Genomic DNA, 15529 nt, shown 5'->3' with positions numbered 1-15529 from the left:
CTCGGAACGGTGGGAAGAGCGCCGGCACCGTGGAAAATCAAGGTCGTCAGCACGCCCAAAACGTCGTGGATATTTCGATCATGTGCCCATGAAGCCGTGCTCGATTTCGAGACGAGAGCGGGGACCCATGGTTGCTCGCGAGCTCGATCGAACGTGAAAGGTCAGGGATCGGAGACGGCGCCCCGGCGCCAGTAGCCGGAGAAGTAGAGGGAATTCCGGGGGAAGCCGCGATCGCGCACGAGGTGGCGGCGGAGCGCTGTGACCGTGCCGGACTCGCCGGCGATCCAGGCGTAGGGGCGGCCGGCGGGAAGTGTCGTGGCGGGCACGGCCGCGGCGAGGGATTCGCCGCTCTCACGGTGCAGCCAGGTGATGTGGGCCCCGGGCGGCGCCGCCAGGTCCTGTTCTTCGGCGGCGGAGGCGACTTCGATGAACACCCGGGACCGCGGGCCGGGTGCCGCGGACTCCAGGAGCGCGCCGATGGCGGGCAGGGCGGTCTCGTCGCCCGCCAGCAGAGTCCAGTCGGTGCCCGGCGGCCGCGCGAACTCCGCACGCGGGCCCCACAGACCGACCTGATCACCGGGGCGGGCGGCCAGCGCCCACCGCGAGGCCGGGCCGCCATCGCCATGGAGGACGAAGTCGATGTCGGCCTCGTCCGCCTCGGGGCGGTGCCGGCGGATCGTGTAGGTACGGAAGACGGCGCGGACCGGTTCTGTCTGCCAGCGCTCCCACCAGTCCTCGCCCGTCGGGTAGACCGGCCGTTCCTCTCCGGGCAGCGGGAAGAACACCTTGACCCGGTGGTCCAGGCCCGCGCCGGGGAAGCCCCGCAGCCCGCCGAAGGTGATCCGGGCCATGTGCGGGGTGAGCCGTTGGACGCGGATCACCCGCATGGCGTAGTGCCCGTAGGTCACGGGGCCGCCTCGGCCAGGCTCCGCGGCCGCAGGTCGGTCCAGTGGACGCGGACGTACTCCAGGCACCGCTCACGCTCTTCGGGACCGAACACCGCGGTCCAGCCGTCCGGGACGGACGCGAAGGACGGCCACAGGGAGTGCTGGGACTCCTGGTTGACCAGGATGAGGTAGGTGCCCTCGACGTCGTCGAACGGGTTGGTCATGACGGTGCTCCTTGCAGAAGCGGCGCCGAGCGCCGGGCGATGGACTGGACGATCTCGCCGGTGCGGATCGCCGTCATGGACAGCAGTGACGAGGCGATGCCGTGCGTGTCCTCGGTGGCGCCTTGGAGATAGATCCCGCAGGTCAGGCCGTCGTCGGTGGCGATCCGGTAGTCGCGTTCGATCTGGAGGCCGCCCTCCGGGCGGGTGCGGCAGTGTTTGCCGGCCTCGCCGAGCAGGTCCAGGGGGTCGCGTTCGCGGTATCCGGTGGCGAACACGATGACGTCGCTCTCGATCGTGCTGGCCTCGCCGGTGGGAAGGAAGCGCACCCGGGTGCGGACGGCGCCGTCGTCGGCGTCCACGCCCAGCAGGCGGGAGGCGTTGAGGATACGCAGGCGTTCCACACCCTGGACCTTCTCCGCGTAGACGCGGCGGTACAGCTCGTCGATGAGTTCGAGGTCGACGACGGAGTAGTTGGTGTTGCGGGAGTATCCGAGCAGCATCCGCTTCACGTCCTCGGGGGCGGCGTAGAAGTGGTCGACCGCCTCGGGGTCGAAGATGCGGTTGGCGAAGGAGCTGTCGTCCGCGGGCGAGTAGCCGTACCGGCTGAAGACCGCGCAGACCTCGGCGGCCGGATAGCTGCGGTGCAGGTGTTCGGCGGCCTCGGCGGCGCTCTGCCCGGCGCCGACCACGACGAACCGGCCGGGCTGGGCTCCGCCGAGACCGGCCAGCCGGACCAGGAGCTCCTCGGTGTGCCAGACGCGGTCGCCGAGGCGCACGCCGTCGGGGAGCACGGGGTCCAGGCCGGTGGCCAGGACGAGGTTGCGGGTCAGGCAGGTGTGCAGCTCGTCGCCGCGCCGGACCACGACCTCCAGGATGTCGCGGTCGTGGGGGCGTACGGCGACGACCTCGGACCCGTAGCGGACCAGTCCGGTGAAGGACGCCGCGACCCACTCGAGGTAGTCATGGAACTCCAGCCGGCTCGGGTACATCGTCTTGTGGTTGATGAAGTCGACGAGACGGTTCCGCGCCTGGAGGTAGGACAGGAACGTGTGGGGACTGGCGGGATTCCTCATCGTCACCAGGTCCTTGAGGAACGACACCTGCATGGTGGCGCCCTCGATGAGCATGCCGCGATGCCATCCGAACTCGGGTTGGCGCTCAAAGAAGATCGCGTTGACTCCCGGGCCGTGCTCTTCTTCGAGCGCTACCGCGAGTGCGAGGTTGGAGGGGCCGAAGCCGATTCCCACGACGTCATAGACGGGGGTCGCCATGCTCGCCTTTCGTGTGCTGTGGCCGACTGTGCTGAGGGGCGGGCCTCCGCGGCCGGGGCCCGGCCGCGGAGGAGGCGGGTCAGGTGGCCTTGGCCGCCTTGGCGATCCGGGGAACGATCTGGTCGACGACGTAGGGCACCGACAGCGGGGTGGGGGTACGGAGCGGCCAGAACGACTTGAGGTCCAGCGGCACGTAGGAGCCGCGCCTGACCACGTTCAAGCTGCCGAACAGCTTGTTGCCCTCGATCTTCTTCTGGGTGGCGGGGTCGTCGTTGTAGTGGCTGAGGAGCACGTCGACGTCGAGGACCTTGACCTTCTCCATGCTCAGTTCGGCGGCGAAGCCCTCGCCCGGAAGCTTCTTGAGCTGGTCGGGCAGGACGAGACCGAACAGGTCGAACAGCTTGACGCTGGTGTCGGCGTCGGACTTCATCACGCCGATGTTGCCCGAGGGGAACACGCTGGTGAGCGCGAAGGCCTTGCCGGTGAGCTCCGGGTAGGTGGTCCTGACCGAGCCGATCTTCGTCTCGACGTCGGTGACGAGCTTCTGGCCGTCCGCGGTGCGGCCGATGGCCTTGGCGACCTGGGCCGCGATGGACTGCCAGCCGTCCTCGGCCGGGCCGGTCTGGTAGGCGACGGTGGGCGCGAGCCGCGAGAGCTTGGCGTACTCCTTGTCGATGTAGAAGTCGCCCGCAGCCAGGATCAGGTCCGGCTTGAGGGCCGCGATCCGCTCCAGGGAGAAGCCCGACTCACCGACCTTGAGGAGGGTCGGTCTGGTGCCTGTGATCTTGGGGGCGCTCCAGGGAGCGAGCCCGTCGGCCTCGACTCCGGTCAGCTCGGCCATCCCGACCGGCTGGACGCCCAGCGCGAGCAGTGTGTCCTGGTCGGCCTCGCCAAGGGCGACGATCCGCTTGGGGGCGATGTCGATCTTGGTGGTGCCGAGCTTGTGGGTGATGGTGACCGGGAAGGCACCGGCGGACGCCGACACGGGGGGGTCGGCGGGCGTGTCACTGTCGCCGCAGGCGGTGACGAGGCCGAAGCCGAGCACCAGCGCTCCGGCCGCGGCCAGGCGGCGCATCGGGTTGCGCATCAGGGGGAAGGTCCTTCCGGGGATATCGATGAGAGATCGCATATTAGGTAAGGCTTACCTAAGTTAACAATCTTTGCAGGGGCAAGGAAGGCCTCATTCCAAACGATTCAGTAGCGATCTGACGGTCGGGGCGGTCATCAAGGTCGCGACCTTGACGCCCGCGCAGCCCGGCTCCTGCCGGATCCGGCGCACCAGTCGCATCGCCAGCAGCGAGTGGCCGCCCAGATCGAAGAAATCGTCGTCCGGGCCGACCACGTCGACGTCGAGCGCCGCGGCGAAGATCCGGCAGAGCGCGGCCTCCCGGTCGTCGTCACGCCGCCCGCCGTGGTCAGGCGCCGCCCCGGTGACGGAGCGGGCGCTGAGCGTCGTGGGCAGGTCGCCAACTGGTGCGTCGGGCGCGTCCGCGACCGCCTCGAACACCCCGAGCAGGGCCTCGATCATCGCCTCGACCGTGGACTCCTCGAACAGCTCCGCCGAGTAGTCGACGATCAGCCGCAGCGCGTCGCCGTCCTCGCGGAAGATGAAGTCCAGGTCGAACTTGGCCGCCGCCGGGCCGAACTCCGCCGGGGTCTGCTCGAGTCCGGGGAACACCACCTCGCCGAGGCCCTGGTTCTCGTAGCCGACCATCACCTGGAACAGCGGGTTGCGGCCCGGCACCCGGCGCGGGCGCAGCGCCTCGACCAGCGCCTCGAACGGCAGGTCCTGGTGGGCGAGGCCGGCCAGGTCGGTGTCGCGGACCCGGCTCAGCAGCTCGGTGAACGACGGGTCGCCCGAGACGTCCGCGCGCAGCACCAGCGTGTTGACGAAGAACCCGACCAGATCTCCGGCGGCCTCGTCGGTGCGCCCGGCGACCGGGCTGCCCAGCGGCATGTCGTCTCCCGCGCCCGTCCGGTGCAGGAGCGCGGCGACCGCGGCCTGGCAGACCATGAACATCGTGGCGCCGCCCGAGCGGGCCACCGACCGCAGCCGTTCCACCAGCGGGCGGGGCAGATCGCGGACGGCGGTGCCGCCCCGCTGCCCGACCCGCGCCGGGCGGTCCCGGTCGACCGGCAGCGGGATCTCCTCCGGCAGCCCCGAGAGGGCCTGCGCCCAGTAGGCGAGCTGGCGGGCGTGCCGGCTGCCGGGGTCGAGCGGGTCTCCGAGCAGGTCGCCCTGCCAGAGGGTGTAGTCGGCGTACTGCACGGCGGCCGGTTCCCAGTCGGGCGCGGCGCCGTCCAGGCGGGCGGTGTAGGCGCGGGCCACGTCGCGGGCGAACGGGCCGAACGACCACTCGTCGAACGCGATGTGATGGAAGACCGCGAGCAGCAGGTGCTCCCCCTCCCCCGCAGGCAGGACCGCGACCCGCAGCGGGATCCGCGCGGCCAGGTCGAACGGGCGGCCGATCACCTCGGCCGGTTCGGCCGTGGAGACCTCCAGGACGGGACGGGCCTCCTGCGGCGACAGGATCCGCTGGTAGGGCACGCCCTGGTGCTCGGGGAACACCGTGCGCAGGCTCTCGTGCCGGGCCACTATGTCGCCGATCGCCGCCTCCAGCGCGGCCAGGTCGAGGTCACCGCGCAGCCGCACCGCCAGCGGCAGGTGGTAGGCCTCGCGGGGGCCGTCGTCCTCGCGCAGGATCTGGTCGAGCACCCACAGGCGCCGCTGCGCAAACGACAGCGGCACCCGCTCGGGACGTACGCGCGCCTCCAGCGGCGGGCGCAACTCCTCCCCCGCGCGAGCGTGCACCCGGGCGGCCAGTTCGGCCACCGTCGGCGCTTCGAACAGGTCGCGGATGGCCAGTTCGGCGCGCAGCACCGTGCGGGCCTTACCGATCAGCCGCGTGGCCAGCAGGGAGTGCCCGCCGAGGTCGAAGAACCCGTCGTCGATTCCGACCGTGGAGACGTCCAGGACCTCGGCGAACAGGGCACTCAGCAGCCGCTCGACCGGGGTGCGCGGGGCCCGTCCCGTCGCGGTGGGGCCGCTCCGGCCGGGCGCGGGCAGAGCCCGCCGGTCGAGCTTGCCGTTGACGGTCAGGGGCAGCGCGTCCAGCGTCACCACCGCGGCCGGCACCATGTAGGCGGGCAGCCGCTGCTTCAGCCCGTCACGGACCCTGGCGGCCAGCGCCCCCAGATCACGGGCGGCGGCCGGGTTGTTGGCGTACTGCTCGGGACGCCGTCCGGGCTCGGCGGCCGGGCTCGCCGAGCCGCCGCCGAACACCGCGTCGTAGCGGCCGACCACGTCCGAGGGGGTCGTGACCACGGCCGGGTCGAGGGCGTACAGTTCCTCGGGCTCGAACCCCCGCGCGGGCTCCGCCAGCAGGGCGGCGGCGTCCGCGCCGGGTGCTCCGTCCGCCAGGGCGCGCAGCGCCGCGGCCTCGGCCGACACCCTCGGGTCGGGGATGCCCCGCAGCCGCACCGGGCCCGCGGGCAGCTCGGCCAGGACGCCAGGTCCCGTCCAGTCCACGACGGGCGTGTGCGGCGGCGCCGGGACAGGGGACTTCCATAGCGTGACGTCGTAGCGATGCCTCGTCAGCTCGTTGTGGTGGACGCCCCGCTTGGTGCGGACCTCGACGCGGCCGGCCGACTCCAGCGAGCTGAAGAACGCCGGGTCCAGCAGCAGTTCCTTCTCCATCCGGACCGCCCGGTCGACGGCCCTCAGGTCTCCGCCCCGGCCCAGCTGGATCGCGGCGTGGAAGACCCGGAGCGACCGCAGGTCCCGGACGTCGCCGATGAACAGGGCCCCGCCCGGCACGAGCAGGTCCAGTGCCTTGCCGATCACATCGGTCAGGTATCCGGCGCCGGGGAAGTACTGCACCACCGAATTGATCACGACGGTGTCGAAGAAGTCCTCAGGGAGCCCGGTGGTGTCGTGGGCGGGCCGGCAGAGCAGCCGCACCGGCGAGTCCGGGTCGAGGTCCGCGCGCAGCTTGTCGATGACGGGCCCGGCGAAGTCGGTGCCCCAGTAGCTCTCGGCGTCCGGTGCCAGCCGCGCCAGCAGCAGGCCGGTGCCGACGCCGATCTCCAGGATGCGGCGGGGCGCCAGTGCGGTGATCCGCTCCAGGGTGTTCTCCCGCCACTCCCGCATGTGCTCCAGCGGGATCGGCCGTCCGTCGTAGCTGCTGTCCCAGCCGGCGAAGTCCTCGGTGTGGACGGCGGTGCCAATCTCGGTGTACTCCGCGTCGTAGATCTGCCGCCACTCCGCGACGTGCTCGTCCTCGGCCTCGGGCTGCGCGACGCCGTCGGGGACGACGTACCCGATCAGCCGCTTGACCCCGGGCACGTCGGTGTCGGCCGCGACGACCGCGGCCTGCCCGACGCCCGGCTCGCCGGCCAGGGCGGTCTCGATCTCCTCCAGCTCGACCCGGTACCCGCGGATCTTGACCTGGTCGTCGGTACGGCCCAGGAAGTCGATGTTGCCGTCGGGGCGGACCCGGACCAGGTCGCCGGTCCGGTACATGCGGCCCCCGCCGAACGGGTCGGCGACGAACCGCTCGGCGGTCAGGTCGGGGCGGCCGAGGTAGCCGCGGGCCAGTCCCGCGCCCGCGATGTACAGCTCGCCCGGCACACCCGGCGGGACCGGGCGCAGCCAGCCGTCCAGGACGTGGCCGAGGGTGTTCCAGATGGGCTTGCCGACCGTGGGCGTGGCGCTGTCGTCGGTGCCGCCGCCGAGCGTGTTGATGGTGTACTCGGTCGGCCCGTACAGGTTGTAGCCCAGGACGCCCTCCGCGCCGGCCAGCCGGTCCCACACCGCAGCGGGGACGGCCTCACCGCCGAGCAGGACCAGCGGCGGCCGGTGCTCGCCGTCCAGCAGACCCTCCTCCAGAAGCTGCTGGGCGTAGGTAGGGGTGACGTTGATGACGTCGATGCGGTGCTCGCGCAGATAGGACGTCAGCGCCTCGGCGTCGCGCCGCAGGTCCTCGTCGCAGACGTGGACCTCGTGCCCCTCGATGAGCCACAGCAGTTCCTCCCACGACATGTCGAAGGAGAAGGAGACGGTGTGGGCGATCCGCAGCCGCCGTCCCGCCGCGGCGACGACCGGGTCGAAGATGTTGGCGCGGTGGTTGAACTGCATGTTGGTCAGGCCCAGGTACGGCGTGACGACGCCCTTGGGGCGGCCCGTCGACCCGGAGGTGTAGATGACGTAGGCCGGGTGGGCGAGGCGTCCGGGGGTGCCCCTGGTGAATCCGGGCAGCTCGTCGTCGGTCAGGTCGCCGGCGGGCAGGGCCGCCAGGGCGTCCTGGACGGCCGGGTCGTCGAGCGGGACGGTGGTCCCGGCGTGCGTGAGACCCGCGGCGATGCCGGCGTGCGACACCAGCACCGCGGGTGCGGCGTCGGCCAGCATGTAGTCGAGCCGGTCGGCCGGGTAGTCGAGCTCCAGCGGCAGGTACGCCGCGCCCGTCCGCAGCACCGCGAACAGCGCGACGACCATCTGCGCCGAGCGGGGCAGGGCCAGCGCGACGACCCGCTCGGGACCGGCACCGTGCGCGCGCAGCAGCCGGGCCAGCCGGTTGACCTGGGCGTTCAGCTCGGCGTAGGTGAGGGAGACGTCGGGGCGGGAGACCAGCGCGACTTCGTCGGGGGTCCGCGCGGCCTGCTCGGCGAGGAGTTCGGCGATGGTCGACTCGGGCACGTGCCGCACGGACGCCGCACGGTCGGCGGCCAGCCGCGCGTGCTCGTCGGGCAGCAGCAGGTCCAGCCGGTCGCACGTGGTGTCCGGGGCGGCGGCGAGGGTCTCCAGGATCTGGAGGTACCGGTCGGCGAGCCGCTCGGTCTCGGCCGTGGTCAGGGCGTCGCCGCGGTGCATGACCCGCAGGCCCGCGCCGGGGTCGACGACCATGGTGACCGGGTAGTGGGTGGCGTCGCGGACCTCGCGCCCGCGTACGCGCACGTCGCCGCCGGGGCCGAACCCGCGGTCCGTCGGCATCCCGGGGAAGTTCTGGAACACGAAGAGGGTGTCGAACAGCGTGCCCAGGCCCAGGGCGCGCTGTACGTCGGCGAGCGCGACGTAGGAGTGGTCGAACAGCTCCGACCGGGCGGTCTGGACCCGTTCCAGTACGGCCCGCAGAGGGTCGCCGCCGCGCGCCCGGACCCGGACCGGGATCGTGTTGAACAGCAGGCCCACGATCGACTCGACGCCGTCGACGTCGGGGTGGCGGCCCGACACCGAGGCGCCGAACACCACGTCGTCGCGGCCGGTCAGGCCCATCAGCAGCAGCCCCCACGCCGTCTCGTACAGGGTGCCGAGGGTCAGGCCGGTGGTGCGGGCGAGCGTGCCGATCCGCGCCGCCAGGTCGCCGGGCAGCTCCCGGTGGATCTCGCCGGCCGTGGCCAGGTCGGCGGGGCGCCCGGCGAGCTCGGGCCGGAGCAGGGTCGGCTCGCCGAGCCCGTCCAGGCCGGCGCACCACGCCTTGACCGCTGCCTCCCGGTCCTGGCGGCCGATCCAGTCGAGGTACGCGCGGAAAGGGGTCACCGGGCGGGCCGCCTCGGCCTCGGCATCACCGTAGAAGTCCAGCAGGGAGGTGACCAGGAGGCCGCCGGACCACCCGTCGAGCAGGATCAGCTCGGAGGTGAGGACCAGCCGGAAGTCCCCGGGGCCGGTCCGGGCGAGGCCGAAGCGGATCAGCGGCGGCTCGCCGGGCGTGAACGGGCGGGCCCGCTGGCCCTCCACGAACGCCTCCAGCTCCTCGGCGCCGCCGGCGTCGGCGTAGGCCCAGTCGACCTCGAACTTCTCGGGCACGAACTGGACGCTCTGCCCGCCCTCGGTGCGGAACCCGGCCCTCAGGTTGGGGAACTTCTCCAGGACGTGCCGCGCCGCGATGGCGAGCCGGTCGGGGTCGACGGGGCCGGTGAGGGTGACCACGGCCTGCTGGACGTAGATGTCGCGGTCGTCCCCGGCCATCATCAGGTGGAAGAGCAGGCCCTCCTGCAGCGGTGACAGCGGCAGTTCGCCACCGTCCGGCACGGGGGCGAGGGAGGCGGGGACGGCCGGGGCGGTGGCGATGCCGCCGTGGGCGAGCGCGGCGACGGTACGCAGGCGGAACACCTCGCGCACGGTGAAGGAGACTCCGGCGCGGCGGGCCCGGGCGACGAGCAGGGCCGCGCTGATGCTGTCGCCGCCGATGCGGAAGAAGTCGTCGTCGGCGGACACGCCGTCACGTCCGAGGGTCTCGGCGACCAGTGCGGCCACCAGCCGCTCCGCACCGGTGGCCGGGGCGCGGCCCTCGTGGACGGCGGGTTCGGGCAGGGCGCGCCGGTCGACCTTGCCGTTGGGGTTGAGGGGCAGTGCGTCCAGGCCGACCAGGACGGCCGGGACCAGGTAGCCGGGCAGGAGCTCGCCGAGCCGGGTGTGCAGGGCGTCCAGGTCGGCGTCGCCGACGACGTAGCCGACCAGGCGGGGACCGGAGCGGGCCGCGACGGCGGCCTGCCGGACGCCGGGCTGCGCGGTCAGGACGGCCTCGATCTCGCCGGGCTCGATCCGGAACCCGCGGATCTTGACCTGGTCGTCGGCGCGGCCCAGGAAGTCCAGGCCGCCGTCGCGCCGCCTCCGGACCCGGTCGCCGGTGCGGTACATGCGGGTGCCGGGCGGGCCGAACGGGGCGGCCACGAACCGTTCGGAGGTGCGAGCGGGGTCGCCCAGGTAGCCGCGGGCCAGGCCGTCCCCGGCGAGATACAGCTCGCCGACCGGGGCCTCGCGCAGCGCGTCGTCCAGGACCAGGGCGGTGGTCCCGGCGATCGGGACCAGGCCGCCGCCCTCGGAGACGAGGCTGTCGCCGGCGGCCTCCGAGCATCCGTACAGGTCGACCAGGCGGCCCGGGACACGGGCGGCCAGCGCGGGCGGCAGCGCCTCGCCGCTGCTGACCCAGGTGGTGACGGAGGGCAGGTCGCCGGTCTCCAGCAGGGCGGCCAGCAGGCTGGGGACCACGGTCACGAACGTGATCCGGTGCCGGTCGATGAAGGACGACAGGGCGAGCGGATCGGTGGCGGTGGCGTCGTCGGCGATCACGATGGTGTCGCCCGCGACCAGGCCGCCGAGCAGTTCGGTGGTGCCGTCGATGAACGACGGCGAGCTCTTGGCGACCCGGACGCCGGGTTCGGCCAGCTCCGTGCCCCAGGCGAGCCGGTTGCCGAGCGCCCGCTGGGTGCCGACGACGGCCTTCGGCGTGCCGGTCGACCCCGACGTGAAGATGACGTAGGCGGGGTGGGCGGGGTCGGGCGCACGGCGGGGGCGCGGCGGCGCGGAGCCGGGCGGGTCGTCGGACCCGAGGACGAGCAGGGGGCGGGCGACCTGGAGCATCAGATCGATCCGGGCCCTGGGGTAGGTCGTGTCGATCGGCAGGTAGGCCGCGCCGGTCTTGAGGATCGCGACGAGCGCCACGGCGAACTCGGCCGAGCGCGGCAGGGCGATCGCGACGGTCTGCTCGGGTCCGGCGCCGCACGCCGCGAGCCGGTCGGCGAGGTCCTCGGCTCGCCGGTCGAGCTCGGCGTAGGTCAGGGCGGTGCCGTCGAAGACCAGGGCGGTCGCGTCGGGCGTGCGGGCGGTCTGCGCGGCCAGGAGCTCGGCGGGGGAACGGTAGGGCAGGGTGCGGGCGGGCTCGACGGCGGCGAACGGGGCGGCGAAGGACGACAGGCGGGTGCCGGGGGCGTCCGCCGCCCGGGCCAGCAGGTCGGCGAGCCGGTCGAGCAGGCCGGTGATGGTCTCGGGGTCGAACAGGTCGGTGGCGTAGGCGGCGAACCCCTCGATCTCCTGCTCTCCCTCGGCGAAGTACAGGTCGAGGTCGAACTTGACGCCGCCGGTCTCGGGCAGGAACGGCTCCGCGCTCACCCCGGGCAGGCGCAGCCGTACGTCGTCCAGCCGCTGGTGCACGATCATGACCTGGAACAGCGGACTGCGGGCCAGTGACCGTTCCGGGGCGAGGCGTTCCACGACCCGGTCGAACGGGACGCCGGCGTGGGAGAACGCGGCCAGGTCGGCGGCCTTGACCCGGTCGAGGAGCTCGGCGAACGTCGGGTCGCCCGACAGGTCGGTGCGCAGGACCAGCAGGTTGACGAACACGCCGACCAGATCGGCGAGGTCCTCGTCGCCGCGGGCGGCGATCGGGGAGCCGAGCGCGATGTCCTCGCCCGCGCCGGACCGCTGGAGCAGCGCGGCGACGGCCGCGTGCAGGACCATGAACACGCTGGTGCCGCTGTCGGCGGCCAGCCGGCGGATCCCGGCCAGCGGCAGCCGGAACGGCACGAGCGCGCCGCGGTGGCTCGCCTCGGCGGGCCGCGGCCGGTCCAGCGGCAGCGCCGTCTCCTCCGGCAGGCCCGCCAGGGTGCCGGCCCAGAAGCCGAGCGAGGCGGTGTGATCGTCGGTGGCCAGCTGCCAGGCGGTGTAGTCGGCGTACTGGACGGGCAGGGGCGCCCAGCCGGGGGCGGCGCCGCCGAGGCGGGCGGTGTAGGCGCGGGACAGGTCGGCCAGCAGCGGGGTGAACGACCATTCGTCGGCGAAGGCATGGTGCTGGACGAGGACCAGCACCGACTCGCGATCGGTGACCTTCCACAGGGTGGCGCGGATCGGGAGGTCGGCGCCGACGTCGAACACGTGCGCGGCGGCGGCGGACTGGGCCCGGGCGAGCCGGTCGGCGTCCCAGCCGGTGGCGTCGACGACGTCCAGGGTGACGGCGGCCTCGTCCAGGATGTGCTGGACGGGCAGCCCGTCGGGGCCTTCGACGAGCAGGGTCCGCAGCGTCTCGTGCCGGGCGACGACGTCGCCGAGCGCCGCCCGGAGCGCGCCGGGATCCACGGGGCCGGTCAGGCGCAGGCCGAGGGGCAGCGCGTACGCCGCCGACGGGCCGCGCAGCCGTTCCTCGAACCACAGGCCGCGCTGGGCGGCCGACGCCGGGACGGTGCCGGGCCGGGTGACGTCGCGGACGCGGAGCCCGGCGCCGTCCGCCAGGCGGGGCGCGAGTTCGGCGACCGTGCGGGCCTCGAAGACGTCGGCGATGGTGAGTTCGGCGTCCAGGACCGTCCGGACCCGGCCGGCCAGGCGGGTGGCCAGCAGCGAGTGCCCGCCGAGGGCGAAGAAGTCGTCGTCGATGCCGACACGGTCCAGGCCGAGGGTCTCGGCGAACACGGCGCACAGCGCGGCCTCCCGCGCGTCGCGCGGTTCGCGTCCGGAGATCTGCGCCTCGGGCGCGGGCAGCGCGGCCCGGTCGAGCTTGCCGTTGACGGTGCGCGGCAGCTCCTCCAGCGGGACGAGCGCGGCGGGCACCATGTACTCCGGCAGGACCGCGACGGCCGAGCGGCGCACGTCGTCGGGTTCGGCGTCGTCGCGGAGCACGAGATAGCCGATCAGGCGGGGGTCGCCCGGCACGTCCTCGCGCACCACGACCGCGGCCTGGGCGACGCCGGGATGCCCGGCGAGCACGGCCTGGACCTCGGCGGGCTCGATCCGGAACCCGCGGATCTTGACCTGGTCGTCGGTGCGGCCGAGGTACTCCAGCGATCCGTCCCGGCCGCGGCGGGCCAGGTCGCCGGTGCGGTACATGCGGGTGCCGGGCGGGCCGAACGGGTCGGCGGTGAAGCGTTCGGCGGTGAGGTCCGGGCGGCCGACGTAGCCGCGGGCCAGCTGCACGCCCGCCAGGTACAGCTCGCCCGGCACGCCCACCGGCACGGGGAGCAGCGCGGCGTCCAGCACGTGGGCACGGGTGTTCCGGAACGGGCGGCCGATACCGGTGGCGGGCAGGTCGGCGGCCGTCGCCCAGACGGTGGCCTCGGTCGGCCCGTACACGTTGACCGCCTCGGACGTCACCTCGGCGAGCGTCCCCGCCAGCGCCGGGGGCAGCGCCTCGCCGCCGACCAGGACCCGCAGGCCCTGGAGGGCGGCGGGGTCGAGCGAGCCGAGCAGCGACGGGGTGGCCTGCACGACGGTCGCACCGGCCAGGAGCGCGCCGAGCGCGGCGGGGTCGCGTACCTGCGCCCGGGTGGCGAGCACGACCGTGGCGCCGCTGAGGAGCGGGACGTACAGTTCGAGCGCCGCGATGTCGAAGGCGATCGTGGTCACGGCGACCAGCCGGTCGGCCGGGGTGAGCGCGAGCCGTTCCCTCATGGTGAGCAGGAAGTTCGTCAGGGCCACGTGCGGGATGGCGACGCCCTTGGGGCGGCCGGTCGACCCGGAGGTGTAGATCACGTAGGCGAGGTCGGCCGGGGCGACCGGGGCGGCGGGGCCGGGGTCGGCCGGCGGGGTGCCGTCCCCGGCCGCCTCTTTCAGGACGAGCGTTCCGGTGCCCTCGGGCACCAGGTGCGCGGTCTGCGGGGTGGCGAGCACGCAGAGCGGGCCGGCGTCGCCGAGCATGTAGGCGAGCCGGTCGGCGGGGTGGTCCAGATCCAGGGGCAGATAGGCGGCCCCCGTCTTCAGGACGCCCAGCAGGGCGATGACCAGGTCGGCGGTGCGGGGCAGGGCGAGCGCGACCACCTGGCCGGGGGCGGCGCCCCGGGCGCGCAGGACGCCGGCCAGGCCGCGGGCCCGCGCGTCGAGTTCGGCGTAGGTGAGGGGGCCGCCCTCGCCCTCCACCGCGACCGCGTCAGGGGTGCGGCGGACCTGCTCCTCGAACAGTGACACGACCGTCTCGGCGGAGACCGCCCGGTCGGTGTCGTTGGCGGTCGCGATGACCGCGCGTTCGGCGTCGTCCATCAGCTCCAGCGCGCCGATCGCCCGGTCGGGGTCGGTGAGCGCGGCGCGCATCAGGGTCTCGAGATGGCGCAGGAGCGCGTCGATGCGGGCGTCCTCGAACAGCTCGCGCCGGAACGTGGCCTCCACCAGCATCCCGTCCGGGCGGACGAACGCCTCCAGCGACAGGTCGAAGTGGGTGGTCCCGTTGTGGATGTGGCTCCAGGAGGTGCGCACCCCGGGCAGGTCGAGGTCGCCGATCTCCTGGGCGAGGAACAGCAGCATGGTGTCGAAGAACGGGGACCGGCCGGCCCGGCGGGCGGGACGCAGCTCTTCGACGATCTTGTCGTAGGGCAGTGCCTGGTGGGCGAAGGCGTCGCCGGCGACGTCGCGGACCCGGCGCAGGGCCGCGCGGAAGGTCGGGGTGCCGGACAGGTCGGTGCGCAGGACCAGGGTGTTGCCGAAGTTGCCGACGAGCCGCTCGATCTCGGTGTGCTCGCGGTTCATCACGGCCGAGCCGATCGCGATGTCGACGGCGCCGGTGTAGCGGTGCAGGAGCACGGCGTGGGCGGTCAGCATCACCATGTACGGGGTGATGTTCTCCTCCGCGGCCAGGGCGCGCATGCCGGCGGTGACGTCGTCGCCGAACCGGCGGGCGCGGCGTCCGCCCCGTTCGGACGAGGCCGCGCCGCGCGGGTGGTCGGCGGGCAGGTCGAGGGGTGCGGGCGGCGGGTCCAGGCGCTCGCGCCAGAAGGCCAGATCCTCCGGGGACGGTTCGCGGCGCTGTTCCCAGGCGGCGTAGTCGGCGTACTGCACGGTCAGCGGCGGCAGCCCGTCCGGGGCACCGGTGACCTCGGCGCGGTACAGGGCCGACAGGTCGCGCGACAGCGAGCCCCAGGTCATGCCGTCCCAGGCGATGTGGTGGACGACCAGCACGAGCGCGTACCCGTGCTCGCGCTCGCGCAGCAGCTCCAGGCGGATCGGCCGCTCGGCGCGCAGGTCGAACGGCTGCGCGGCCAGCTCGGCGGCGCGGGCGTCGGCGTCGGCGCAGTCCAGGACGGGCAGGTCGAGGGTGTCGTCGTCCAGGACGTGCTGACAGGGGCCGTCGAGGTAGACGGTGCGCAGGACCGCGTGCCGGCGCAGCAGGGCGCGCAGTGCCTCGCGGAGCGCACCGGTGTCCAGGTCGCCGTCCATGCGGACCAGGAGACAGACGTTGTAGGCGGGGCTGGCCGGGAACGCCTGGTGGTGCAGCCACATGCTCTGCTGCGCGTATGACAGCGGGCCGGGGCCACCGGAGCCTCGGGGGGCGATCCGATCGGTGTCAGGGCCGAGGCCCGCCTGGGCCATCATCCGCCGCATCAGTTCGCGCCGCCGGGCGGCCGTCTGCTCCTGCACGCTCAACTCTTCCGTTGTCCGGCCAGGTCCAGGCCC

General features: G+C 73.5%; 5 protein-coding genes. All 5 read right to left on the bottom strand.

Annotated features, from left to right (window positions below; genetic code table 11):
* Nucleotides 1-161 precede the first annotated feature (161 nt).
* On the bottom strand, nt 162-908 hold the full coding sequence (locus ACRYCC_RS06355; protein WP_433809624.1) for a siderophore-interacting protein: 747 nt from the start codon (nt 906-908) through the stop codon (nt 162-164).
* A complete protein-coding gene (locus ACRYCC_RS06350; RefSeq protein ID WP_433809623.1) occupies nt 905-1111 on the bottom strand; it encodes an MbtH family protein in 207 nt (68 codons plus the stop codon). Before ACRYCC_RS06350 ends, ACRYCC_RS06355 begins: the two co-directional genes overlap by 4 nt.
* On the bottom strand, nt 1108-2382 hold the full coding sequence (locus tag ACRYCC_RS06345; RefSeq protein WP_433809622.1) for a lysine N(6)-hydroxylase/L-ornithine N(5)-oxygenase family protein: 1275 nt from the start codon (nt 2380-2382) through the stop codon (nt 1108-1110). The genes ACRYCC_RS06350 and ACRYCC_RS06345 overlap by 4 nt, the downstream gene beginning before the upstream one ends.
* Nucleotides 2383-2461: 79 nt before the next feature.
* Nucleotides 2462-3469: an iron-siderophore ABC transporter substrate-binding protein gene (locus tag ACRYCC_RS06340; protein ID WP_433809620.1), complete on the bottom strand. Its 1008-nt coding sequence runs from the start codon at nt 3467-3469 to the stop codon at nt 2462-2464.
* 93 nt (nt 3470-3562) lie between these two features.
* Complete coding sequence (locus tag ACRYCC_RS06335) at nt 3563-15493, bottom strand: amino acid adenylation domain-containing protein (RefSeq protein WP_433809618.1); 11931 nt, start codon at nt 15491-15493, stop codon at nt 3563-3565.
* Nucleotides 15494-15529 lie beyond the last annotated feature (36 nt).

Source organism: Actinomadura scrupuli (assembly GCF_050971785.1).
Lineage (GTDB): Bacteria > Actinomycetota > Actinomycetes > Streptosporangiales > Streptosporangiaceae > Actinomadura_E > Actinomadura_E scrupuli.
Note: the sequence above shows the minus strand (reverse complement) of the source record. Positions and strands in the feature narration are given on the sequence as shown.